At 71.7% G+C, this 23,085-nt stretch carries 22 protein-coding genes and 1 pseudogene; 13 read left to right on the forward strand and 10 right to left on the reverse strand.

All coding sequences use genetic code 11. The annotated features are described in order from the left end of the window. Window positions 1-148 precede the first annotated feature (148 nt). The 6 genes and pseudogenes from AW27_RS22395 (at window position 149) to AW27_RS22420 (ending at window position 5,021) form a co-directional block, all read left to right on the forward strand. Window positions 149-1,243 (forward strand): annotated as a pseudogene (locus AW27_RS22395) (PfkB family carbohydrate kinase). 149 nt (window positions 1,244-1,392) lie between these two features. After that, entirely contained in the window at window positions 1,393-2,433 is a 1,041-nt protein-coding gene (locus tag AW27_RS22400) for a PhoH family protein (RefSeq protein WP_052030871.1), read from the forward strand. Between the two features lie 13 nt (window positions 2,434-2,446). Further along, window positions 2,447-2,944 (forward strand): rRNA maturation RNase YbeY, encoded by a 498-nt coding sequence (ybeY, locus tag AW27_RS22405; RefSeq protein ID WP_037923832.1) that lies wholly within the window; start codon window positions 2,447-2,449, stop codon window positions 2,942-2,944. Continuing rightward, window positions 2,941-4,245, forward strand: a complete 1,305-nt coding sequence (locus AW27_RS22410) for a hemolysin family protein (protein WP_037923834.1) — start codon at window positions 2,941-2,943, stop codon at window positions 4,243-4,245. Before ybeY ends, AW27_RS22410 begins: the two co-directional genes overlap by 4 nt. Then, window positions 4,242-4,595: an MmcQ/YjbR family DNA-binding protein gene (locus AW27_RS22415; RefSeq protein ID WP_037923837.1), complete on the forward strand. Its 354-nt coding sequence runs from the start codon at window positions 4,242-4,244 to the stop codon at window positions 4,593-4,595. Before AW27_RS22410 ends, AW27_RS22415 begins: the two co-directional genes overlap by 4 nt. Before the next feature lie 57 nt (window positions 4,596-4,652). After that, window positions 4,653-5,021 (forward strand): cytidine deaminase, encoded by a 369-nt coding sequence (locus tag AW27_RS22420; RefSeq protein WP_370466535.1) that lies wholly within the window; start codon window positions 4,653-4,655, stop codon window positions 5,019-5,021. Between the two features lie 139 nt (window positions 5,022-5,160). On the opposite strand, the gene AW27_RS22425 is transcribed toward AW27_RS22420, so the two are convergent. Further along, window positions 5,161-6,462 (reverse strand): MFS transporter, encoded by a 1,302-nt coding sequence (locus AW27_RS22425; RefSeq protein ID WP_037923839.1) that lies wholly within the window; start codon window positions 6,460-6,462, stop codon window positions 5,161-5,163. 71 nt (window positions 6,463-6,533) lie between these two features. On the opposite strand from AW27_RS22425, the gene AW27_RS22430 reads away from it, so the two are divergent. Together AW27_RS22430 and era are read left to right on the forward strand one after the other, a co-directional pair. Further along, on the forward strand, window positions 6,534-7,535 hold the full coding sequence (locus tag AW27_RS22430; RefSeq protein WP_037923841.1) for a GlxA family transcriptional regulator: 1,002 nt from the start codon (window positions 6,534-6,536) through the stop codon (window positions 7,533-7,535). A gap of 383 nt (window positions 7,536-7,918) precedes the next feature. Further along, window positions 7,919-8,869 (forward strand): GTPase Era, encoded by a 951-nt coding sequence (gene era, locus AW27_RS22435; RefSeq protein ID WP_037924391.1) that lies wholly within the window; start codon window positions 7,919-7,921, stop codon window positions 8,867-8,869. Window positions 8,870-8,903: 34 nt separating this feature from the next. On the opposite strand, the gene AW27_RS22440 is transcribed toward era, so the two are convergent. The 5 genes from AW27_RS22440 to AW27_RS22460 form a co-directional block, all read right to left on the reverse strand. Next, window positions 8,904-9,596, reverse strand: a complete 693-nt coding sequence (locus AW27_RS22440; RefSeq protein ID WP_078556664.1) for a class I SAM-dependent methyltransferase — start codon at window positions 9,594-9,596, stop codon at window positions 8,904-8,906. Window positions 9,597-9,697: 101 nt separating this feature from the next. Beyond that, on the reverse strand, window positions 9,698-10,375 hold the full coding sequence (locus AW27_RS22445; RefSeq protein WP_063890610.1) for an SMI1/KNR4 family protein: 678 nt from the start codon (window positions 10,373-10,375) through the stop codon (window positions 9,698-9,700). Next, a complete protein-coding gene (locus AW27_RS22450) occupies window positions 10,372-11,187 on the reverse strand; it encodes a GNAT family N-acetyltransferase (RefSeq protein WP_052030873.1) in 816 nt (271 codons plus the stop codon). Before AW27_RS22450 ends, AW27_RS22445 begins: the two co-directional genes overlap by 4 nt. 28 nt (window positions 11,188-11,215) lie before the next feature. Further along, window positions 11,216-11,485 carry a protealysin inhibitor emfourin gene (locus tag AW27_RS22455; RefSeq protein ID WP_037923846.1) on the reverse strand — a complete coding sequence of 90 codons (270 nt, stop codon included), beginning with the start codon at window positions 11,483-11,485 and terminating at the stop codon, window positions 11,216-11,218. Between the two features lie 15 nt (window positions 11,486-11,500). After that, on the reverse strand, window positions 11,501-12,574 hold the full coding sequence (locus tag AW27_RS22460) for a M4 family metallopeptidase (RefSeq protein ID WP_037923848.1): 1,074 nt from the start codon (window positions 12,572-12,574) through the stop codon (window positions 11,501-11,503). 406 nt (window positions 12,575-12,980) lie between these two features. Here AW27_RS22460 and leuA point away from each other — a divergent pair, with 406 nt between their 5' ends. The 5 genes from leuA (at window position 12,981) to AW27_RS22485 (ending at window position 19,705) form a co-directional block, all read left to right on the forward strand. Beyond that, window positions 12,981-14,750, forward strand: a complete 1,770-nt coding sequence (leuA, locus tag AW27_RS22465; protein ID WP_037923850.1) for a 2-isopropylmalate synthase — start codon at window positions 12,981-12,983, stop codon at window positions 14,748-14,750. Between the two features lie 449 nt (window positions 14,751-15,199). Then, window positions 15,200-15,895, forward strand: coding sequence for a TerB family tellurite resistance protein (locus AW27_RS22470; protein ID WP_037923852.1), 696 nt, complete (start codon window positions 15,200-15,202; stop codon window positions 15,893-15,895). 537 nt (window positions 15,896-16,432) lie between these two features. Then, window positions 16,433-18,016, forward strand: coding sequence for a nucleobase:cation symporter-2 family protein (locus AW27_RS22475; protein ID WP_037923855.1), 1,584 nt, complete (start codon window positions 16,433-16,435; stop codon window positions 18,014-18,016). Between the two features lie 103 nt (window positions 18,017-18,119). Further along, window positions 18,120-18,866 carry a DNA repair protein RecO gene (gene recO, locus AW27_RS22480; protein WP_037923857.1) on the forward strand — a complete coding sequence of 249 codons (747 nt, stop codon included), beginning with the start codon at window positions 18,120-18,122 and terminating at the stop codon, window positions 18,864-18,866. An 11-nt stretch (window positions 18,867-18,877) separates the two neighbouring features. Continuing rightward, complete coding sequence (locus AW27_RS22485; RefSeq protein WP_037923860.1) at window positions 18,878-19,705, forward strand: isoprenyl transferase; 828 nt, start codon at window positions 18,878-18,880, stop codon at window positions 19,703-19,705. A 163-nt stretch (window positions 19,706-19,868) separates the two neighbouring features. On the opposite strand, the gene AW27_RS22490 is transcribed toward AW27_RS22485, so the two are convergent. The 4 genes from AW27_RS22490 to AW27_RS22505 are packed head-to-tail and all read right to left on the reverse strand — an operon-like array spanning window position 19,869 to window position 23,019. After that, window positions 19,869-20,294 (reverse strand): Fur family transcriptional regulator, encoded by a 426-nt coding sequence (locus tag AW27_RS22490; RefSeq protein WP_037923863.1) that lies wholly within the window; start codon window positions 20,292-20,294, stop codon window positions 19,869-19,871. Between the two features lie 42 nt (window positions 20,295-20,336). Then, entirely contained in the window at window positions 20,337-21,200 is an 864-nt protein-coding gene (locus AW27_RS22495; protein ID WP_037923866.1) for a metal ABC transporter permease, read from the reverse strand. Next, entirely contained in the window at window positions 21,200-22,018 is an 819-nt protein-coding gene (locus AW27_RS22500; RefSeq protein WP_370466537.1) for a metal ABC transporter ATP-binding protein, read from the reverse strand. The genes AW27_RS22495 and AW27_RS22500 overlap by 1 nt, the downstream gene beginning before the upstream one ends. Beyond that, complete coding sequence (locus AW27_RS22505) at window positions 22,018-23,019, reverse strand: metal ABC transporter substrate-binding protein (protein WP_037923871.1); 1,002 nt, start codon at window positions 23,017-23,019, stop codon at window positions 22,018-22,020. Before AW27_RS22505 ends, AW27_RS22500 begins: the two co-directional genes overlap by 1 nt. Between the last annotated feature and the right edge of the window lie 66 nt (window positions 23,020-23,085).

Below are 23,085 nucleotides of genomic sequence, written 5' to 3' on the forward strand. Positions count from 1 at the left end.
GCCCGACCCTCCGCGGCTCCCCGAGCCTGGGCCGCACGGCACGTTGTGGGTGACCTGCGCCACACTGGGTTTGGATCCCGCCCCGGGTGGGGATGCCTCGCAGATTTCACCGAGAAACGGCCCTTCGAGATCAACAGGGGAGACCACCGTGACCAGTCGGGACCCTGACAGCCGCACCGCAGCCGTGGACCCGCTCGGTCCGCTGCGCGACCCGGAGGACCCGGGCTGCGACGTCTTCCTGACCGGTACGGTCTTCCTCGACATCATCTTCACCGGCCTGGACTCGGCACCGGTCCGCGGTACGGAGTCCTGGGCGCGCGGCATGGGTTCGAGTCCCGGCGGCGTCGCCAACATGGCCACCGCCCTGGCCCGGCTGGGTCTGCGCACCTCGCTGGCCGCTGCCTTCGGCGACGACCACTACGGGGAGTACTGCTGGGACGCCCTGGAACAGGGCGAGGGCATCGACCTGTCCATGTCCCGGACCGTCCCCGGCTGGCACAGCCCCGTCACGGTCTCGATGGCCTACGAGGGCGAGCGCACGATGGTCTCGCACGGCCACGAGGCCCCGCCGCCGGCCGGCTCCGGGCCCTTCCCGCAGTGCCCGCCGAGAGCCCGCGCCGCCGTGGCATCCCTGGGGCCCGGCCGCGGCGAGGAGTGGATCGGCGAGGCGGCCCGGCGCGGTTCGCGGGTCTTCGCGGACGTGGGCTGGGACGAGAGCGGGCGGTGGGACCTGGGGGCCCTGGCCGACCTGGAGCACTGCGAGGCCTTCCTGCCGAACGCGGGCGAGGCGATGCGCTACACGCGCACCGACTGTCCGCGGGCGGCGGCCCGGGCACTCGCCCGGAAGGTGCCCATCGCGGTGGTGACCATGGGCGCGGAGGGCTCGTACGCGGTCGACGGACGTACCGGGGAGAGTGCGCACGTCCCCGGGATCGCCGTGGAGGCACTGGACCCGACGGGAGCGGGCGACGTCTACGTGGCGGGCTTCGTCACCGGCACCCTGGCGGGCTGGCCGCTGGCGGACCGGCTGGCCTTCGCCGGGCTGACCGCAGCCCTGTCGGTGTAGGAGTTCGGAGGGTCGCTCTCCGCCCCCGGCTGGCCCGAAGTGGCCCACTGGTGGCGGGCCGCCCCGCACGCGCTGCGCGGCCGCTACGGCTTCCTGGACGACCTGATCCCGCCGGCCGCGACCCCGGCCGCCCGGCGCCGGGCCGTGCCGACCATCGGTTTCCGGCACTCCGCGTAGCCGGCGGACCGCGGAGCCCGCCCGGCGGCAGGGGAGGGGCCGAAAACCTCTCGGGGACGGCGCGGCGGCGACGTACGCTTGGTACTCCGGAGGCCGCCGATCGGCGCGGCCCCTCAGCGGGAGGTGTGCGCAGGCCACAGTGCCGGCCCATGACTCAGACATCGACAGCCCACATCCCCGCGCCGGGGCAGGCGCGAGCGCACTTCACCGTACCGGCGACGCACCCGATGGTGACGGTGCTCGGCTCGGGCGACGTCCTGTTGCGCGTGATCGAGAAGGCCTTCCCGAAGGCCGACATCCATGTTCGGGGCAACCAGGTCAGCGCGATCGGGGAAGCGGCGGAAGTCGCTCTGATCCAGCGACTGTTCGACGAGATGATGCTGGTGCTCCGCACCGGGCAGCCGATGACGGAGGACGCAGTGGAACGCTCGATCGCCATGCTCAAGGCGAGCGCGAACGGCGACGGCGACGGGCCCGAGACGCCCGCCGAGGTGCTCACCCAGAACATCCTCTCCAACCGCGGCCGCACCATCCGCCCCAAGACCCTCAACCAGAAGCGGTACGTCGACGCGATCGACAAGAACACGATCGTCTTCGGCATCGGCCCCGCCGGTACCGGAAAGACCTACCTCGCCATGGCCAAGGCGGTCCAGGCCCTCCAGTCCAAGCAGGTCAGCCGGATCATCCTGACCCGGCCCGCCGTCGAGGCGGGGGAGCGGCTCGGCTTCCTGCCCGGCACCCTCTTCGACAAGATCGACCCGTATCTGCGCCCGCTCTACGACGCGCTGCACGACATGCTCGACCCCGACTCGATCCCGCGGCTGATGGCGGCGGGCACGATCGAGGTCGCGCCGCTCGCGTACATGCGCGGCCGCACGCTCAACGACGCGTTCGTGGTCCTCGACGAGGCCCAGAACACGACCACCGAGCAGATGAAGATGTTCCTGACCCGGCTAGGCTTCGACTCGAAGATCGTGATCACCGGTGACATCACCCAGATCGACCTCCCCGGCGGGGCCAGGAGCGGTCTGCGCCAGGTCCAGGAAATCCTCGACGGGGTACCGGACATCCACTTCTCGAGGCTCACGTCCGAGGATGTCGTCCGGCACAAGCTGGTCGGCCGTATCGTCGACGCGTACGAGAAGTACGACGACGGCCACCAGGCCGCCAACGGCTACCAGCGGAAGTAGAACCCAGCGCACCATGTCGATCGACGTCAACAACGAGTCCGGAACCGAGGTCGACGAGCACGCGATCCTCGACATCGCCCGTTACGCACTCACCCGGATGCGGATCCACCCGCTCTCGGAGCTCTCCGTCATCGTCGTCGACGAGGACGCCATGGAGCAGCTCCACATCCAGTGGATGGACCTGCCGGGCCCGACCGACGTCATGTCCTTCCCGATGGACGAGCTCCGTCCGCCGTCGAAGGACGACGAGGAGCCCCCGCAGGGGCTCCTCGGCGACATCGTGCTCTGCCCCGAGGTCGCGAAGAAGCAGGGCGAGGAAGCCCCGACGCAGCACTCCATGGACGAGGAGCTCCAGCTCCTGACCGTCCACGGAGTGCTGCACCTGCTCGGCTACGACCACGAGGAGCCGGACGAGAAGGCCGAGATGTTCGGCCTCCAGGCGGCCATCGTGGACAGCTGGCGCGGTGAGCGCGGGCTGACCGGCCCGTCCCCGGCCCCCACCGTCTCGTGAGCGCCCCGCAACTGATCACCGGCGCGGTGCTGCTGGTGGTCGTGGCCTGGTTCGCGGCGTGCGCGGAGTCCGGCATCGCCCGCATCTCGATCTTCCGCGCCGAGCAGGCCGTACGGGAGGGCAGGCGCGGCAGCGAGAAGCTCGCCCAGGTCGCCGGCGACCCGACCCGCTATCTCAACGTGGCGCTGCTGGTCCGGGTCACCTGCGAGATGGCGGCCGGGGTCCTCGTCACCTACGTCTGCCTCGACGAGTTCGGCGAGAACTGGACCGCGCTGCTCGTGGCCATCGCCGTGATGGTGCTGGTCTCCTTCGTCGCCGTGGGCGTCTCCCCCCGCACGATCGGCCGCCAGCACCCGCTGAACACGGCGACCGCGGCGGCCTACGTCCTGGTACCGCTCGCCAGGATCATGGGGCCGATCCCGCAGCTGCTGATCCTCGTCGGCAACGCGCTCACCCCCGGCAAGGGCTTCCGCAAGGGCCCCTTCGCCTCCGAGGCCGAGCTGCGGGCGATGGTCGACCTCGCCGAGAAGGAGTCGCTCATCGAGGACGACGAGCGCCGCATGGTGCACCAGATCTTCGAGCTCGGTGACACCCTCGTGCGCGAGGTGATGGTGCCGCGCACCGACCTGGTCTGCATCGAGCGCTACAAGACGGTGCGTCAGGCGACCACCCTCGCCCTGCGGTCCGGCTTCTCGCGCATCCCGGTCACCGGGGAGAACGAGGACGACATCGTCGGGATCGTCTACCTGAAGGACCTGGTCCGCAAGACGCACATCAACCGGGAGTCCGAGGCCGACCTGGTGTCGACGGCGATGCGGCCGGCCGTCTTCGTTCCGGACACCAAGAACGCGGGCGATCTGCTGCGCGAGATGCAGCAGGTGCGCAACCACGTGGCCGTCGTGATCGACGAATACGGCGGCACGGCCGGCATCGTCACCATCGAGGACATCCTTGAGGAGATCGTCGGTGAGATCACGGACGAGTACGACCGGGAGCTCCCGCCGGTCGAGGACCTGGGCGAGGACCGCTACCGGGTCACGGCGCGCCTGGACATCACCGACCTCGGCGAACTGTTCAAGGTCGAGGCCTTCGACGACGAGGACGTCGAGACGGTCGGCGGGCTGCTGGCGAAGGCGCTGGGCCGGGTGCCGATCGCGGGTGCCTCGGCCCTGGTCGAACTGCCCGACGGCCGTCCCCTGCGGCTGACGGCCGAGGCTCCGGCGGGCCGGCGGAACAAGATCGTGACGGTACTGGTGGAACCGGTCGCCGCGGCTGAGGCCGCGGGAGAGGAGGGGGAATGACCCCGGAGCAGCTGCGGGAGTTCTGTCTGGGCTTCAACGCGGCGGTGGAGGAGTTCCCCTTCACCCCGGAGACCTCGGTGTTCAAGGTGAAGGGCAAGATGTTCGCGCTCAGCCGGCTGGACGCCGAGCCGCTGACGGTCAACCTCAAGTGCGAGCCGGAGCTGGCGGTGCGGCTCCGCGAGGAGCACGACGCGATCGCGCCCGGCTACCACATGAACAAGCGGCACTGGAACACGGTCACCGTGGGCGGGATCCCCGACGCGATGCTGCGCGAGCTCGTCGAGGACTCCTACGACCTGGTGGTGGCGGGGCTGCCGCGGGCGGAGCGGCTGAAGCTCGACCGGCCCTGATCCGGGCCCGGTCCCGGCCGCGGCGGGGGCGTTGCGCGCCCCGGGCGGGGGCTCCCTATGCTTTCGACCATGACGGAGAGCACCGGGATCGACCCCGAGGACAGCAAGATCATCACGCTGGCGCGCAGCGCCCGGGCCCGCAACGGGGTGCCCGAGGGGGCGGCGGTGCGTGACGAGACGGGACGGACGTACGTCGCGGGCACGGTGGAGCTCGACTCCCTGAAGCTGAGCGCGCTGCAGACCGCGGTAGCGATGGCCGTGGCGAGCGGGGCCCGGTCGCTGGAGGCCGCCGCCGTCGTGAGCGCCGCGGAGGCTCCGGCCGACGCGGACCGCGCCGCCGTCCGCGACCTCGGCGGCCCGGGCACCCCGGTGCTCCTGGCCGCCCCCGACGGCACCCTGAAGTCCACCACCCCGGCCGGGGCGTAGCCGCCGGTCCGGCCTCGCCGACGGGTGGGGCGCGGGTCCGGTCCGGGCCCGCCCTGCCCGGCGGACGCCCGGTTCCCCGGGATCGCGCCCCGGACCCCGCGCCGCCGACGGGGCCGGGCCCGGCCCGGCACCGCCGCCGTCACGTGTGGCGCGCCCCGCCGGGAGGCCGCCGGCGGATGACCATCGCCATCAGCGCCGCCACCGCGCACAGCGCGCCCGAGGCGTACCAGACCACGTCGTACGAGCCCGTGAGGTCGCGGACCAGGCCGCCCAGGAAGGCCACCACCGCCGCACCGATCTGGTGCGAGGCCAGTACCCAGCCGAACGCGATCGCGCCGTCGTCGCCGTAGTGCTCGCGGCACAGGGCGATCGTCGGGGGAACCGTCGCGACCCAGTCCAGACCGTAGAAGACGATGAAGAAGACCAGCGGCGGCCGCACCGACGGCGCCAGCAGGATCGGCAGGAACAGCAGCGACACCCCGCGCAGGGCGTAGTAGACGGCCAGCAGCCGCCGGGGCTCGAAGCGGTCGGTGAACCAGCCCGACGCGACCGTGCCGACCACGTCGAAGACGCCGATCACCGCCAGCAGCCCCGCGGCCGCCGTCACCGGCATGCCGTGGTCGTGCGCGGCCGGCACGAAGTGTGTCCGCACCAGTCCGTTGGTCGAGGCACCGCAGATCGCGAAGGTGCCCGCGAGCAGCCAGAAGGGGCCGCTCCGGGCCGCGTCGGCGAGGACCTTCAGCGCCCGCCGGGCCGCACCCGCGGCCGGGGCGGGCCGGGGCGCGTACGTGCCGCCGTACGGTGCGAGCCCGACGTCCGCGGGGTGGTCGCGCAGCAGCAGCCAGACGAAGGGGACGACGGCCAGCGCGGCCACGGCGACCGTCACCGTCGCCGGGCGCCAGCCGTGGCGGTCCACCAGCCAGGCCAGCAGCGGCAGGAAGACCAGCTGCCCCGAGGCCCCGGCGGCGGTCAGGATGCCGGTGACCAGGCCGCGCCGGGCGGTGAACCAGCGACCGGTCACCGTCGCGGCGAACGCCAGGGCCATCGAGCCGCTGCCCAGCCCCACCAGCACGCCCCAGCACAGCACCAGCTGCCAGGGCGCGGTCATCCACACCGTGGCCGCCGCACCGACCGCGATGACGGTCAGGGCCACCGCCACGACCCTGCGGATGCCGAAGCGGTCCATCAGCGCCGCAGCGAAGGGCGCGGTGATGCCGTAGAGGGCCAGGTTCACCGAGACGGCCGCGCCGATGGTGCCTCGCGACCAGTCGAACTCCTCATGCAGCGGCTCGATGAGCAGTCCGGGCAGGGAGGCGAATCCGGCGGCGCCGATGATCGTCACGAAGGTGACGGAGGCGACGTACCAGGCTCGGTGCACACGGCCGGTCCGCCGCGGGGCGGGGGCGGGGAGGGTGCCGGGGGTGGGGGCTGTCTGGGTCACGCCGACAGCCTCCGGCCGACGGGGCGGCCTACGACAGTGGCCCGACTGTCATGCTTCGATACGATCGGGCCATGGAAGCTCCGCCGCACCGCGTGGTCGTCCTGGCCCTGCCGGGGCTGCTGCCCTTCGAGCTCGGCATCCCCCACCGCATCTTCGGCCGGGCCAGGGACAGGGCCGGACGGCCGCTCTACGAGATCCGCACCTGTGGGCTCGCTCCCGGCCCGGTGCCCACGGACGCCGACTTCGCCGTCCACGTCGCGCGAGGCCCCGAGCTGCTCGCCACCGCCGACACGGTGGTCGTGCCCGCCTCGTACGAGCTGGGCCCGGTCCACGAGGAGGGCAGACTGACCGGCGAGCTCGCCGCGGCCCTCGCGCACATCAGGCCCGGCACCCGGCTCGTCTCGATCTGCACGGGCGGCTACGTGCTGGCCGCCGCCGGCTTCCTCGACGGCCGGCGGGCCACCACCCACTGGGCCTCCGCCGAGCACTTCCAGCGGCTCTTCCCCGCCGTGAGGGTGGACCCCGACGTGCTCTACACCGACGACGGGGACGTGCTGACCTCGGCGGGCGTCGCCGCAGGCATCGACCTGTGCCTGCACATCGTGCGCCGCGACCACGGAGCGGCCGTCGCGAACGAGGCCGCCCGGCGGACCGTCGTACCGCCCCACCGTGAGGGCGGGCAGGCCCAGTTCGTCGACCGCCCGGTGCCGGAGCCGCAGCTCGCGACCACCACGGCGGCCCGGGCCTGGGTGCTGGACCGGCTGCACGAGCCGCTCCGGCTCACCGACATGGCCCGGCAGGAGGCCATGTCGGTACGGACCTTCACGCGCCGCTTCCGCGAGGAGGCGGGCGTCAGCCCCGGCCAGTGGATCACCGGTCGGCGGGTGGAGCGGGCACGGCGGCTGCTGGAGCGGACGGAGCTGTCGATGGAGCAGGTCGCGCGGGAGAGCGGCTTCGGGACGGCGCAGTCCCTGCGCAAGCACGTGCAGGCGGCCTTGGGCGTGACCCCGACGGCCTACCGGCGCACCTTCCGAGCCACCGGAGAAGGCGGGGACGGGGGAGGAGGCGGGTGAAGGCTGGGGGCCCGGCGGCGCAACGCCTCGCGCCCCGGCCGGGGCGCCCCTGTCCGCCGTCCCCCGCCCGCCCTTCCCACGACCGGGACCCCCACCGCCAACGCCCCCGGCGGGATCGCCCCGGTCCCGGTCCCCTGCGCCCCCGCACCGGTCACCTGCGCGGCCCCGGAACCGCCCGCGTCGCCGAAGTCACCCCGCACGTGCCGGCGTACACCCCGCCCGACGGCCCGCCCGTGGCGGAAGGGGCCCGGACGACCGTGCACGCGCGGTCCGCCGGAACCGCGCGTGCAGGGCCTCCCGCCCGGGCCGCGCACCCGCGGCTCACGGCTGTGCTCGCCGTCACCGCCCCGGTCTGGTCGGCGCTGGGGGTCGCATCGGGGAGAATGGCCCGTATGAGCGATCGTTCCCCCGAGTCCACCGTCCCGCACCGTGCGGGTTTCGCCTGCTTCGTCGGCCGTCCCAACGCCGGGAAGTCGACCCTCACCAACGCACTCGTGGGCACGAAGGTCGCGATCACCTCCAACCGGCCGCAGACCACCCGGCACACCGTCCGCGGCATCGTGCACCGCCCCGACGCGCAGCTCGTCCTCGTCGACACGCCCGGTCTGCACAAGCCGCGCACCCTCCTCGGCGAGCGCCTCAACGACGTCGTGCGCACCACCTGGGCCGAGGTCGATGTCATCGGCTTCTGCCTGCCGGCCGACCAGAAGCTCGGCCCCGGCGACAAGTTCATCGCCAAGGAGCTCGCGGGGATCAAGAAGACCCCCAAGATCGCCATCATCACCAAGACCGACCTCGTCGAGTCGAAGGTGGTGGGCGAGCAGCTCATCGCCGTCCACCGGCTCGCCGAGGAGCTGGGCTTCGAGTGGGCCGAGATCGTCCCCGTTTCGGCGGTCGGCGACAGCCAGGTGCAGCTGTTGGCGGACCTGATCGCGCCGCTGCTGCCGGAGTCCCCGCCGCTGTACCCGGAGGGCGACCTCACCGACGAACCCGAGATGGTCATGGTCGCGGAGCTGATCCGCGAGGCGGCGCTGGAGGGCGTGCGGGACGAGCTCCCGCACTCCATTGCCGTGGTCGTCGAGGAGATGATCCCGCGCGAGAACCGCCCGGCGGACCGCCCGCTCCTTGACATCCACGCCAACGTCTACATCGAACGGCCGAGCCAGAAGGGCATCATCATCGGCCCGAAGGGCTCCCGACTGAAGGAGGTCGGGATGAAGTCGCGCAAGCACATCGAGGCGCTGCTCGGGACCCCCGTCTTCCTCGACCTGCACGTGAAGGTCGCCAAGGACTGGCAGCGGGACCCCAAGCAGCTGCGCAAGCTCGGCTTCTGACCGGCGGCCCGCCCACGCCCCGGGCACCCTGCCTTCAGACGACGCGCCGGATTCTGAGGGCGTTGTCGGGGCGGGTCCCGGGACGACCCTCGGGGTCGGTCATGGGCTGGACGTGCTCCGCCGCGGTCAGGACCTCCCAGCCGCCCTCCGGCAGCTCCAGCTGCGCGAGGACTTCCTCCGGGGTGGGGAAGTGGATGTCCGCGAGGGCCTCCGGGTTCCACGACGGCCCTCCCGCGTGGCCCACCACGAGGAGGGTCCCGCCGGGGGCGACGGCGGCGGCGGCCCTGCGCAGGATCCGTTCACGCGGGAAGTCGCCGTGGCTGTGCAGGAAGCACGCCGAGACGAGGTCGAACTCCCCCTCGGGGAAGGACCGCGCGAAGTCGTGCTGCTGCCATTCGACGCGTTCGCCGACCCCGGCCTCGGCGGCGTGCTCCGCGGCCCGACCGAGGGCCACCGTCGAGATGTCGGTGGCGGTGACGCGCCATCCGCGGCGGGCCAGCCAGACCGTGTCGGCACCCTCTCCGCAGCCGAGGTCGAGCGCCCGGCCGGGGACGAGGTCCTCGGCCTCGCGGACCAGGAGGGCGTTCGGCTTGCCGCTCCAGATGCGAGTGCTCTCGCTGTAGCGCCCGTCCCAGAACTCCGCGCTGCCGGCGACGGGGGCGTTCTCGTGCGCGTTCTCGTGGTCGATTCCGTGGTCGTTCTCGTGCGTGTGGCCGTGCTGCGGCATGGGATCCTCTTCCGCTCGGGGTCCGGTACCCCGATGCTGCGCCCACCCCACCCCCTCCGGCAAACATTCTTGCCGAACCAGCAAACGGGTGCCGGGTGCGGTCAGAAGCCCGCCGGCGCGCCCCAGTCGGGTCCGAGCAGGCGCGAGGGGTCCGTCAGGCCCATCTCCCGCCACTCCCGGAAGGTCAGCGGGGGCGCGCCGCGGGGGTGGTCGCATGACAGCGGCACGATCAGGTCACAGGTGGCGCGGCCGTCCCACCACACCGTGTCGGCCAGCGGCCCCGTGAGCGCGAGCAGCGTGGAGAAGCCGCAGCCGTTCTCCTGGAGGACGACGGCGCCGGCCGTCTTGCGCTCCTCGAACTCGTAGTGGGCCTCGTCCTCGTCCCAGGCCCGCAGGGCGGCATGGTGGGCCGCGTCGTCCGGGAAGTCCGCCCTCTGCGGCATCCGGGCCCACAGCTCGTCGTCCTCGGCCGCGTAGGAGTCGGGATGCGGGAAGGGCACGGGCAGCAGGTCCCGCCGCGTGTCGCCGTTCCCCTCCCACCACCACCCGGCGGGGCCCCGGGCCAGGCGGTGCACCCGGCCGCCCGAGCTCACCTCGGTCAGGTACGCGCGGTAGGCGGGCGGGAAGCGGATCCCCAGTTCGGCCTCCGCCTCGGCCACCTCGGCCTCGGTCAGCGGCGGGTGGTCCGGCGCGGGCCCCGGCGCGGGCCACCCTCCGGCCGTCGGGGCGGGCGCCGGTGCTCCGAGCGCCGCCCTCAGCCGGCCGAGCAGGCGCATCATGGCGACGGCTCCGCGATCAGGGCCGTGCCCACCCGCTGGAAGCCGACGCGGCGGTAGATCCGGGCCACGTCCTCGTCACCGGCCGAGAGGAAGACCGTACGGGCACCCCGCGCGCGGGCCTGTGCGACGAGCGCCGCCGTGACGCCGAGGGCCAGGCCCTGGCGGCGGGCGGACGGCAGGGTGCCGACGCCCACGACCTCGGCGACGTCCCCGACCGGGTTGAACATGCCCGAGCACAGCACCACGCCGTCGCGCACGGCCGCGGCCATCCCCGAGGTGCCCGCCGCGAGCCTCGCCGAGACGCTCGCCCGGCGGGTCTCCACCGACGGGTCCGCCAGCGCGGCCGCCAGTTCCGCCGGACCTGCCTCGCCCACCGCGGTCCCCGGGGCCGAGAAGGCCAGCGCCGGCACCATCAGCGCGGCCGCCAACAGTGGGTCCCCGGCGTCGAGCAGCCGCACCTCGGGGTGCGGGGGCGGCTCCTCGCCGGCCTCCAGCACCATCAGCGGGTGGGCGTGGACGCGGAGCCCCGCCTCCTCCGCGGCGGCGTGCAGTGCGGGGCTGGTCTCGGCGACCCACTCGAAGGCCTCGGGCACGCCGAGCTCACGCTGGCGATCGAGCACCCGCTCCATGTCCGCGGCGGTCGCTCCGTTGCTGCCGAGCGCGGGCCGCGCATAGTACGGCCAGCCCTCGCCCTCCTGGACGAACAGGGTCAGCGGCCCGAAGTCCTCGGCCCGGGCGCCGCCCACCCGGGGTACGGCGTCGTAGTACCGCTCCAGCTCGGACAGCGTGGAGTCGATCATGGGTTTGGTCATCCGGCCATCCAAGCAAAGAGGCCCGTCCTCAGGCACCTTCTTTCAGCACGCGGGAGATCAGTGCCCGCTGGGCCTCCGACAGGCGCGGCTCGGCGCAGGAGACCGTCCGCCCGTCCACCGTGATCCGGTACGAGAAGCCGTCCCGCACCCGCTCGGCGGGGTCGCCGGGCGGGCCGGGGTGCAGCGCGAGCTGGGCCAGGGCCTGCCACTCGGCCTCGTCCGGCATGCCGGTGGTGTCCACCTCGGCCCGTCGCTCGATGCCCGCGAAGCCGCCCGTCCGTACCACCAGAATCCGCATGGGAGTCGTCTACCCCTACCCCGCGAACGGGACGCCCACGAGCGACCACGCCTTCTGCAACGCCTGGTGCTCCGCCCCTCCGTCTCCGTACCGAGTGGCGGCGGCCGCCGTCGAGAGGCGGGCGAAGTCCGCGAAGTCGGCCCTCGGGGTGAGGTCCCCGCCGGTCAGGGTGTCGTACCAGATCTGTCCCGCCCGCTCCCAGGCCTTGCCGCCGAGCTCGGTCGCCGCGATGTAGAAGGCGTGGTTGGGGATGCCGGAGTTGATGTGCACCCCGCCGTTGTCGCTGTGGGTGTTGACGTAGTCGTCCATACTGGCCGGCTGGGGGTCCTTGCCGAGCTCGTCGTCGTCGTACGCGGTGCCGGGCGCCTTCATCGAGCGCAGCGCGACCCCCGTCACGCTGGGGCCGAGCAGTCCGGCTCCGATCAGCCAGTCGGCCTCGTCGGTCGCCTGCTCCAGCGAGTACTGCTTGATCAGGGAGCCGAAGACGTCCGACATGGACTCGTTCAGCGCGCCCGACTGGCCGCGGTAGCGCAGGTTCGCCGTGTACTGGGTGACGCCGTGGGTCAGCTCGTGCCCGATGACGTCCACCGACACGGTGAAGTCGAGGAAGAGGTCCCCGTCGCCGTCACCGAAGACCATCCGCTGCCCGTCCCAGAAGGCGTTGTTGTAGTCCTCGCCGTAGTGGACGGTGGCGTCCAGCGGGAGTCCGGAGTCGTCGATCGAGCGGCGCCCGAAGGCCTTCAGGAACAGTTCGTACGTCGCCCCGAGCCCCGCGTGGGCGCGGTTGACGGTGGCGTCCTTGCCCGGCGGGTCGCCCTCCTCGCGGACCTTCGTCCCGGGGAGCTGCGTACGGTGCCCGGCGTCGAAGATCGTCCGCTGCGGGCCGTCGCCCGCCGGCGCGGCGAGCGCGGCAGCGATCCCGCGCACAGCGGTGACCTGGCGCCGGGTGCGCAGCAGGGAGTCGCGTTCGAGGGTGCGCTGGGCCAGGTCGGCGCGCCGGGTGTCCCCGGACAGGGCGGCCCTGTCGAGGAGGTACGGCGGCACGACCGTGCAGAAGACGGGGTGGCGGTGAGCGTGGGAGGCGTCCATGCCCGGCAATGTGGCACCGAGTCACGTCGGTGTCACTAGCTGCAACCATGATTCATTCGGTTGTGTCACCCCGCCCCGCCGCAGAAACGTGCCTGGTGTTATCGCACGGCGGGGTCGGGGGGCTTTCGGGCGATCACCCCGACTCGGTCGGAGGGGAAGAGGCTTGGCTCACATTTGGTGCAAATCGGACGCGCGGGTCTTGCATACTGAAACAGGTCCTCGCGTCACGGCGCGGCTCGGCTAGGCTCGGCCCATCATGCGTTTCGGGCTGCTTCTCCTTAGCTGCCGCGGCGAGGGTCTGTAGTCGTAGGCCGGCCCCCTCCCCGCGGAGTTTGGTGTTGCGGTTTTCACTACCGCCGTCGGCCGTCCCAGCGAACTACCGCGGACACGCGAGGAGCCCCACACCATGAGCCAGCAGCCTTTTGTCGGTCGCCCCACGCCCATCACGAACGCGACCCACACCCAGAAGTCCTCCGGGATGCCGATCCACAAGTACGGCCGGTACGAACAGGTGGACATCCCGGACCGCACCTGGCCCGACGCCCGTGTCACCAAGGCCCCCCGCTGGCTGTCCACCGACCTGCGGGACGGCAACCAGTCGCTGATCGACCCCATGACCCCCGCCCGCAAGCGCGAGATGTTCGACCTGCTGGTGCGCATGGGCTACAAGGAGATCGAGGTCGGCTTCCCGTCCTCCGGCGAGACCGACTTCGCGTTCGTGCGCTCCATCATCGAAGAGGGCGCGATCCCGGACGACGTCACCATCTCCGTACTGACCCAGGCCCGTGAGGACCTGATCGAGCGGACCGTGGAGTCCCTGATCGGGGCCAGGCGCGCCACCGTGCACCTGTACAACGCGACCGCACCCACCTTCCGCCGGGTCGTCTTCCGCGGCTCCAAGGAGCAGATCAAGCAGATCGCGGTCGACGGCACCCGCCTGGTCATGGAGTACGCCGAGAAGCTGCTGGGCCCGGAGACCATCTTCGGCTACCAGTACAGCCCGGAGATCTTCACCGACACCGAGCTGGACTTCGCCCTGGAGGTCTGTGAGGCCGTCTGCGACGTCTGGCAGCCCTCCGAGGGCCGCGAGATCATCCTGAACCTGCCCGCCACCGTGGAGCGTTCGACGCCGTCCACCCACGCGGACCGCTTCGAGTGGATGGCCCGCCACCTGACCCGCCGCGAGCACATCTGCATCTCGGTGCACCCGCACAACGACCGCGGCACCGCCGTCGCGGCCGCCGAGCTGGCCCTGATGGCCGGCGCCGACCGCATCGAGGGCTGCCTGTTCGGGCAGGGCGAGCGCACCGGCAACGTCGACCTGATCACGCTGGGCATGAACCTGTTCTCCCAGGGCATCGACCCGCAGATCGACTTCTCGCAGATCGACGAGATCCGCCGCACCAGCGAGTACTGCAACCAGATGCCGGTCCACCCGCGCCACCCCTACGCGGGCGACCTGGTCTACACCGCCTTCTCCGGCTCCCACCAGGACGCCATCAAGAAGGGCTTCGACGCCATGGAGGCCGACGCGGCCGCCCAGGGCCCGGGCGTCACCGTCGACGATCTCGAGTGGGCGGTTCCGTACCTGCCCATCGACCCCAAGGACGTCGGCCGCTCCTACGAGGCGGTCATCCGGGTCAACTCGCAGTCCGGCAAGGGCGGCATCGCGTACGTCCTGAAGAACGACCACAAGCTGGACCTGCCGCGCCGCATGCAGATCGAGTTCTCGAAGATCATCCAGACCAAGACCGACGCCGAGGGCGGCGAGGTCACGCCGAAGGCGATCTGGGACGTGTTCTGCGACGAGTACCTGCCGAACTCCGAGAACCCGTGGGGCCGCATCCAGCTGCGCTCCGGCTCGACGGCCACCGACAAGGACGGCACGGACACGCTGACCGTCGAGGCGGTCGTGGACGGCGTCGAGACGGTCCTGAACGGTACGGGCAACGGCCCGATCTCGGCCTTCTTCGACGCGCTGGCCGGCATCGGGGTCGACGCCCGCCTGCTGGACTACACCGAGCACACCATGAGCGAGGGCGCGTCGGCCGTGGCCGCCTCCTACATCGAGTGCGCGATCGACGGCCGTGTCCTGTGGGGCATCGGCATCGACGCCAACACCACCCGCGCCTCCCTGAAGGCGGTCATCTCCGCCGTCAACCGCGCGGGCCGCTGACCACGCGCAGGTGAACCCCGCTCCGCCTTCCGGCGGGGCGGGGTTCCGCCGTTCCACGGCTCCGTTCCACGGCTCCGTTCCGCGGCCACCCGGGCGGGCGGCCGCCGTCCCGACCGCAGACGCCACCGCCCACCACGCCGACCCCGTCGCTCCCGGCGGCCGGATCCGTACGCCGTGCGGCCACCGCGGGGCCGTCGATACCGGCCGCCCCCGCCGGGCTCCGCGGCGGGCGGGTGGGGCGGCGGTGCCCCGGCCGGTCCCGCTCGCCGGCCGGTCACCAGAGGCGACGCCCCGTCCACGCGGCAGACCCCGGGCGGAACCGGGGGCACAGACCGGCCAAGTCCCGCGCGCGGCACATGTTGTCTTGTCGCACGACTGACGCATCCTCACCGATGTGGCTAACATCACGCCAACCCGGCGATGCTGCCGGACGACCACGGAGGTGCGACGTGCTGCCAGTTCGGGGTGGGGACGGCCGGAAGCTGACGGTCTGGGGCATCCGTACCACCTGGAGCACCGTGGGTGACGGGGAGTTCTTCTGCCCGGACTGCGGTGGGGACCGCAACTACCGCAAGCGCACCGGCCGCCGCCGGTTCACCGTCCTCGGGGTGCCACTGCTGCCGCGCGGGCAGGCGGGGCCCGTCGTCGAGTGCCACGGCTGCCGCGAGCGCTTCGGCACCGAGGTCCTCGACCACCTCACCACCACCCGGTTCACGGCCCTCCTGCGGGACGCCGTGCACACCGTGGCGCTGGCGGTGCTCACGGCGGGAGGGACGGCCTCGCGGAGCGCGCTGGAGGCCGCCGTGTGCGCCGTACGGGCCGCCGGCTTCCAGGACTGCACCGAGGAACAGCTGGAGTCCCTCGTGGAGGCGCTGTCCTCGGACGAGGGTCGACTCGGGCTGTACGACATCCCGGAGTGCTGCGGGGCCGCGCTGTCGATAGAGCTTCACGAGGCACTGGAGCCGCTCGCCCCGCACCTGGCCGGTCCGGGCCGCGAGTCGATCCTGCTCCAGGGCGCCCGGATCGCCCTCGCCGACGGCCCGTACATCCCGGCCGAGCGCGAGGTGCTCGCCACCGTCGGATCGGCACTGCGGATCGGCGCCGACGAGGTGGCGCGGCTGCTGTCGGCGGTGCGCGCGCCCTGAGCGGAGCCTCCGCCGCCGCGGAGCCGTCCGGAACGCCCGGGGTCGACGTAACGATCCGGCCTCACGAGGGGCGAAATCTCGCCTGGTGAACACGTTGTGAACAGCGGAGCCAACAGCTCCGGGCCCGTTCGGGCCGCCCGTGAGGGTGGCGGAACGGGCCCTTCTTTTTTGCTTACGCGAAGACTTGCGAAGCATGTCGTGGCAGCTCAATGCCGGTGGGCTTCGCGGTCGCGTAGGGGAGGAGGTGTCACCCGGGAGGCTTGGCTCATACCCCTGTGGCCACTCCTCCACCACTGGAGAAATCTACAGATCTGGAGGCGATGAGGGTCAACAGTTTGTAGAAGTCGACGATATCTGTGAGGCCACCCACAGGCGTTCAATTCCGGTCACACGCCGAGAAGCCGCCGCCCCGCACAGCGGGACTTCGACCCACGTGAACGTACTGAAAACCCTGGCGAACCAACGGGTTAACGACCCACTTCGCCCAGGGATAACCAGATCTCCTCTCACTTACCTACCTTGAAGGGCAAGGCTGAGATGGCACGTGTCGCCGCCCGGCTTTCCACCGACGGAAAGCAGAGCACGCACCCGGTCGACGAGGTGCTCCCCGTCCCCAAGCTCGCGCTGTACGGCTTCCAGCACGTACTCGCCTTCTACGCCGGCGCGGTGATCGTCCCGATCATCGTGGGCAGCGCGCTCAAGCTGAGCCCTGAACAGCTGGTCTACCTGATCAACGCGGACCTCTTCACCTGCGGCATCGCGTCGATCATCCAGGCCTGGGGCATCGGCCGGATCGGCGCGCGGCTGCCGCTGATCCAGGGCGTGACCTTCACCGCCGTGTCCCCGATGATCGCCATCGGCCTCGGTGCGGGCGGTGGAACGGCCGCCCTGCTGGTCATCTACGGCGCGGTCATCACCGCCGGTATCGCGACCTTCGCCTTCGCCTGGCTGCCCGCCAAGGCGTTCCGCATGGTCATGCGGCTCTTCCCGCCCGTCGTCACCGGAACGGTGATCACCGTTCTGGGCATCGTCCTGATCCCGGTCGGCCTCAACGACGCGGCCGGCGGTCTCGGCAGCCCGGACTTCGGCGAGCCGAAGAACTTCGCCTACGCCGGCGGCACGATGCTCTTCATCCTGATCCTGATGAAGCTCGGCAGGCCGTTCCTCTCCAGCATCGCGATCCTGCTCGGCCTGGTGGCCGGCACCGGCGTCGCCTTCCTCCTGGGCGACGCGAAGTTCGGCGACGTGGGCGCGTCCGACTGGATCGGTGTCACCACCCCCTTCCACTTCGGTGTCCCGAAGTTCGAGTGGTTCCCGATCGTCCTGATGCTCATCGTCATGCTGATCACCATGGTCGAGACGACCGGCGACACCTACGCCGTCGGCGACATCGTCGGCAAGGAGGTCGACAGCGAGACCGTGGCCCGCGCCCTGCGCGCCGACGGCGCCGCCACCGCCCTCGGTGGTGTCCTCAACTCCTTCCCGTACGTCGCCTTCGCCGAGAACGTCGGCCTGGTGCGGATGACCAAGGTGAAGAGTCGGTTCGTGGTCGTCGCCGCCGGTGTCTTCATGATCATCCTGGGTCTGCTGCCCAAGGCCGCCGCGATCGTGGCCTCCGTCCCGCACGGCGTCCTCGGCGGCGCCGCGACCGTCATGTTCGCCATGGTCGCCTTGGCCGGCATCCAGACGCTGGCCAAGGTGGACCTCAAGGAGGAGAAGAACGCGCTGATCGTGGGCGTCTCCCTCGCCTTCGCCCTGCTCCCCGCGACCGTGCCGGTCTTCTTCACCCAGCACATGGACGCGGACCTCTCCTCGCTGCTCAACAGCGGTGTCACGCTCGGCGCCACGGCCGCGATCGTGCTCAACCTCGTCTTCAACGGCCTGGCGAAGGACAACGCCCACGACGTCCCGGCCGCCGGGGCCGTGGCCCTCGCCGAGGCCGCGGCCGACACGGCGCCCGGCACCGGCGCCGCGGCCGACGAGGTTGCCGCCAAGGTCCCCGCCGACGTTCCCGCGGCGGTGCCGGCCCAGGCCGCCGCCCCGGCAGCCCCGGCAGCCCCGGCCGCCGCGGCCGAGAAGGCGGACGACGCCGACCCCTCGCCGTCCCCGTCCGCTCCCTGACCCTCCCAAGGGGTGCCGACCCCTCGCCCGGACCCCGGTCCGGGCGAGGGGTCGGCGCTGTGCCGGGCCCCGCCGCCCGGTCCCCGTACGGGACAATGGGCGCATGAGTCTGTTCCGCGACGACGGCATCGTGCTGCGCACCCAGAAGCTGGGTGAGGCGGACCGCATCATCACACTGCTGACCCGGGGGCACGGAAGGGTGCGGGCCGTGGCGCGCGGGGTGCGCCGCACGAAGTCCAAGTTCGGCGCTCGGCTGGAACCTTTCTCCCATGCCGACGTGCAGTTCTTCGCCCGGGGCAGTGAACTGGTCGGCCGCAGCCTCCCGCTCTGCACCCAGACCGAGATCATCGCCCCGTACGGCAACGGCATCGTCACCGACTACGCCCGCTACACCGCCGGCACCGCGATGTTGGAGACCGCCGAGCGGTTCACCGAGAACGAGGGCGAGCCCTCGGTGCAGCAGTACCTGCTGCTGGTGGGGGCCCTGCGCACGCTCTCGCGCGGCGAACACGAACCGAACCTCGTCCTGGACGCCTTCCTGCTGCGCTCGCTCGCCGTCAACGGCTACGCGCCCAGTTTCGAGGACTGCGCGAAGTGCGGGATCCACGGCCCCAACCGGCACTTCTCCGTCGCGGCCGGCGGGGTCGTCTGCGGGGACTGCCGGGTGCCAGGAAGCGTCGTACCCTCGTCGGAGGCCATCGCCCTGCTCAGCGCCCTGCTGACGGGCGATTGGGGGCATGCCGACGCGTGTGAGGCGCGTCACGTGCGGGAGGGTAGTGGGCTGGTCTCCGCCTATTTGCACTGGCATCTGGAGCGCGGGCTACGCTCCCTGCGATACGTCGAGAAATAGGAGCTGGGCACATGGCACGACGCGGGATTCTGGGACGCTCTCGCCGGGAGTACAAGGTTCCCGAGCCGCACCCCTCCGGTGCGGTCCCGCCGAAGATCCCCGGCGAGCTGATCCCGAACCACGTCGCGGTCGTCATGGACGGCAATGGCCGCTGGGCCAAGGAGCGCGGCCTGCCCCGCACCGAGGGGCACAAGGTCGGTGAGGGCGTCGTGCTCGACGTGCTCAAGGGCTGCCTGGAGATGGGCGTCAAGAACCTCTCCCTGTACGCCTTCTCGACGGAGAACTGGAAGCGCTCGCCCGACGAGGTCCGCTTCCTGATGAACTTCAACCGCGACGTCATCCGCCGTCGCCGCGACGAGATGAACGAGCTGGGCATCCGCATCCGCTGGGTGGGCCGTATGCCGAAGATGTGGAAGTCGGTCGTCCAGGAGCTCCAGGTCGCGCAGGAGCAGACCGTCGACAACGACGCCATGACCCTGTACTTCTGCGTGAACTACGGCGGCCGCGCGGAGATCGCCGACGCCGCGCAGGCCATCGCGCGTGACGTGGCGGCCGGCAAACTGGACCCGGCGAAGGTCAACGAGAAGACCTTCGCCAAGTACATCTACTACCCGGACATGCCGGACGTGGACCTGTTCCTGCGCCCGAGTGGCGAACAGCGCACCTCCAACTACCTGATCTGGCAGAGCGCTTACGCCGAGATGGTGTTCCAGGACGTGCTGTGGCCGGACTTCGACCGGCGCAACCTCTGGGCGGCGTGCCTGGAGTACGCCCAGCGCGACCGCCGCTTCGGCGGCGCCGTGCCCAACCAGCCCGACGGCCCGGGCACGGCCTCCTGACACCCTGCGCCCCCGATCCCCGCTCGCGGACACGACGGGCGGGGATCCGCCGTATCGGGATCGAGGAACGGCTTCGGCGTGGCGGCGGGGTCCGCCGGGTCGGCGGTACCGGCTGCCGGCCGCGGGTCCGGGCCGGCAGCGTCCTGGCCGCTGGCGCCGGAGCTCAGGCCTTGGCGCAGTCGGCGCAGGTGCCGAAGATCTCCACCGTGTGGGCGACGTTCACGTAGCCGTGTTCGGCGGCGATGGACTCCGCCCACTTCTCCACCGCCGGGCCCTCCACCTCGACGGCCTTGCCGCACTTACGGCAGACGAGGTGGTGATGGTGATCACCGGTGGAGCAGCGGCGGTAGACGGACTCGCCGTCGCTGGTGCGCAGGACGTCGACCTCGCCTGCGTCCGCCAGGGACTGCAGAGTGCGGTAGACGGTGGTCAGGCCCACGGAGTCGCCACGGTGCTTGAGCATGTCGTGGAGTTCCTGGGCGCTGCGGAACTCGTCCACCTCGTCCAGCGCCGCCGCCACTGCGGCCCGCTGGCGGGTGGATCGTCCTCGTACTGGCGCGGTATTCGTCTCGCCAGGCGCAGTCGCCACCGGTTCCTCCTCGTGTAGGCCTGCGGCCATTGTGCCAGCCCGCTAGACCTTCACATCGTCGCGCGTGCAGACCTCTTCGGCCGCCAGTGCGGCTCTGGCCCGCCGGCGGGCGAGCGGAGCGGAGAGGGCGGTCAGCACCATGAAGACGCCGATCGCGAGCAGCACGATCGTCGCGCCCGAGGGCACGTTGATGTAGTAGGTGGCCGCGGTGCCGGTCAGGGAGACGGTCACGCTGATGGCCATGGCCAGTCCCAGCGTGGTGGCGAAGCTGCGCGTCAGCCGCTGGGCGGCGGCGACCGGGATCACGAGCATCGCGCTGACCAGCAGCAGGCCGACGATGCGCATGGCGACGGTGACGGTGACCGCGGCGGTGACCGCGATCAGCAGGTTCAGGGCGCGCACGGGCAGCCCGGTGACCCGGGCGAACTCCTCGTCCTGACAGACGGCGAAGAGTTGCCTGCGCAGGCCGATGGCGACGGCGAGGACGAAGGCGGCGAGGAGCGCCATCGCGGTCACGTCCTCGGCGGCGACCGTGGTGATCGAGCCGAACATGGAGCCCAGGAGGCTGGCCGTCTGGCCGCCGCCGAGATTGATGATCATGACGCCGCCGGCGAGGCCGCCGTAGAAGAGCATGGCGAGGGCGACGTCCCCGCTGGTCCTGCCGCGGGCGCGGATCAGCTCCATGCCGACGGCGCCGACGACGGCGACGAGGGTGGCCATCCAGACCGGGCTGGTCTGGAGCACGAAGCCGAGGGCGACACCGGTCATGGCGACGTGGCCGAGGCCGTCGCCCATGAGCGCCTGGCGGCGCTGGACGAGGTATGTGCCGATGGCGGGGGCCGTGATGCCGACCAGGGCGGCCGCGATCAGCGCTCGCTGCATGAAGGCGTAGTCGAGGATGTCCATCAGCTCAGCAGTCCCGTCCGCAGGGGCTCGGCGTCGTGCGCCGCGTGGGGGTGTACGTGGTCGTGGCCGGGCAGGGCGTGCTGGCCCACGGCCTCCGGCGGCGGGCCGTCGTGCACGACGCAGCCGTCGCGCAGGACGACGGCGCGGTCGATCAGGGGCTCCAGAGGGCCCAGCTCGTGCAGGACCAGCAGGACGGTGGACCCCGCCGCGACCTGGGCACGCAGCGCGTTCGCCAGGACCTCCTGGTTGGCGAGGTCCACGCCGGCCATCGGCTCGTCCATGATCAACAGTTCGGGTTCGACGGCGAGTGCCCGGGCTATGAGGACGCGCTGGTGCTGGCCGCCGGAGAGGGCGTCCACCGAGACGTCGGCGTGCGCGTCCATGCCGACCAGGGCCAGGGCGTGCTCGATGGCGGCCCGGTCGGCCTTGCGCAGGAGGCCGAAGCGGGTGCGGGCGAGCCGGCCGGAGGAGACGACCTCGCGCACGGTGGCCGGGACGCCGCCGGCGGCGGTGGTGCGCTGCGGGACGTACCCGATGCGCGACCAGTCGCGGAAGCGCTTGAAGTCCGTGCCGAAGAGGCTGAGGGAGCCGTCGGTGAGCGGGACCTGGCCGACCACGGCGCGGACCGCGGTGGACTTGCCGGAGCCGTTGGCGCCGAGCAGGGCGACGACCTCGCCGCGGTGGACGGCGAGGTCGATTCCGCGCAGCACGGGGCGCGAGCCGAGCGAGGCCTTGGCCCCGCGCAGGGATATGACGGGCCGATCGTCGGCCGGCCGGAGCGGGGACTGCATGGCTCGTGCCTCCGTTGCTGCTGTCATCACTTGGCTCCGAGTGCCTTCTGGAGGTTCTTCAGGTTGGACCGCATGACCTCGAAGTAGTCGGCGCCCTGGGACTTCTCGGTGATGCCCTCGATCGGGTCGAGGACGTCGGTCTTCAGGCCGGTGTCCGTCGCGAGCGTCTTCGCCGTCTTGTCGCTGGCCAGCGTCTCGAAGAACACGGTGGTGACATTGTCCTTCTTCGCGACGGCCTGAAGATCCTTCATCCGGGCCGGGCTGGGCTCGGACTCGGGGTCGACGCCGGCGATGCCCTCCTGGTCGAGGCCGTAGCGCTCGGCGAGGTAGCCGAAGGCGGAGTGGGTGGTGATGAAGGTGCGGGAGGCCGTGTTCTTCAGGCCGTCCCGGAACTCGGTGTCCAGCGCGCCGAGCTTGCCGACCAGTTCGTCGGTGTTCTTCCGGTAGTCCGCCGCGTGGCCGGGGTCGGCCTTCTCCAGGGCTGCGCCAACGCCCTTGGCGATCTCCGCGTACTTGACCGGGTCGAGCCAGACGTGCGGGTCGGTGCCGCTGCCGCCGTGGTCGTGGCCCTCGTGCTCGCCTGCGTGGTCCTCGGCGTGCTCGTCGCCCTCCTGGTGGGCGTGGCCCTCCTCGCCGTGGCCCGGCTCGGTGCCGTGGGTCTCCAGCGTGGTGAGGGTGGCGGCGTCGACGACGTTCTTCACGCCGGACTGGGCGACGGCCTTGTCGACGGCGGGCTGCAGGTTCTTGAGGTAGAGGACCACGTCGGCCTCGCCGAGCTGCGCGGTCTGCCGGGGGGTGATCTCCAGGTCGTGCGGCTCGACGCCGGGCTTGGTCAGGCCGTCGACCTTCACGTGGTCCTTGCCGATCTGCTCGGCGAGGAACTGGAGCGGGTAGAACGACGCCGTCACGCCGAGCCTGCCGTCCTCGCCGCCGGCGGCCCCCGCTCCGGAACAGGCGGTCAGGGCCGTGGCGCCGAGGGCGACGGCGCCGGCGAGGGCGGCGGTGGGTATGAGGCGTCGTACGTTCATGACATCCATTTTCATCAAAGATGGAAACGATTGTCAAAAACCCAGGTGGGATGGGGCGGGTGGCCA

Origin of the sequence: Streptomyces sp. PCS3-D2, assembly GCF_000612545.2 — a bacterium.
Classification (GTDB): Bacteria; Actinomycetota; Actinomycetes; order Streptomycetales; family Streptomycetaceae; genus Streptomyces.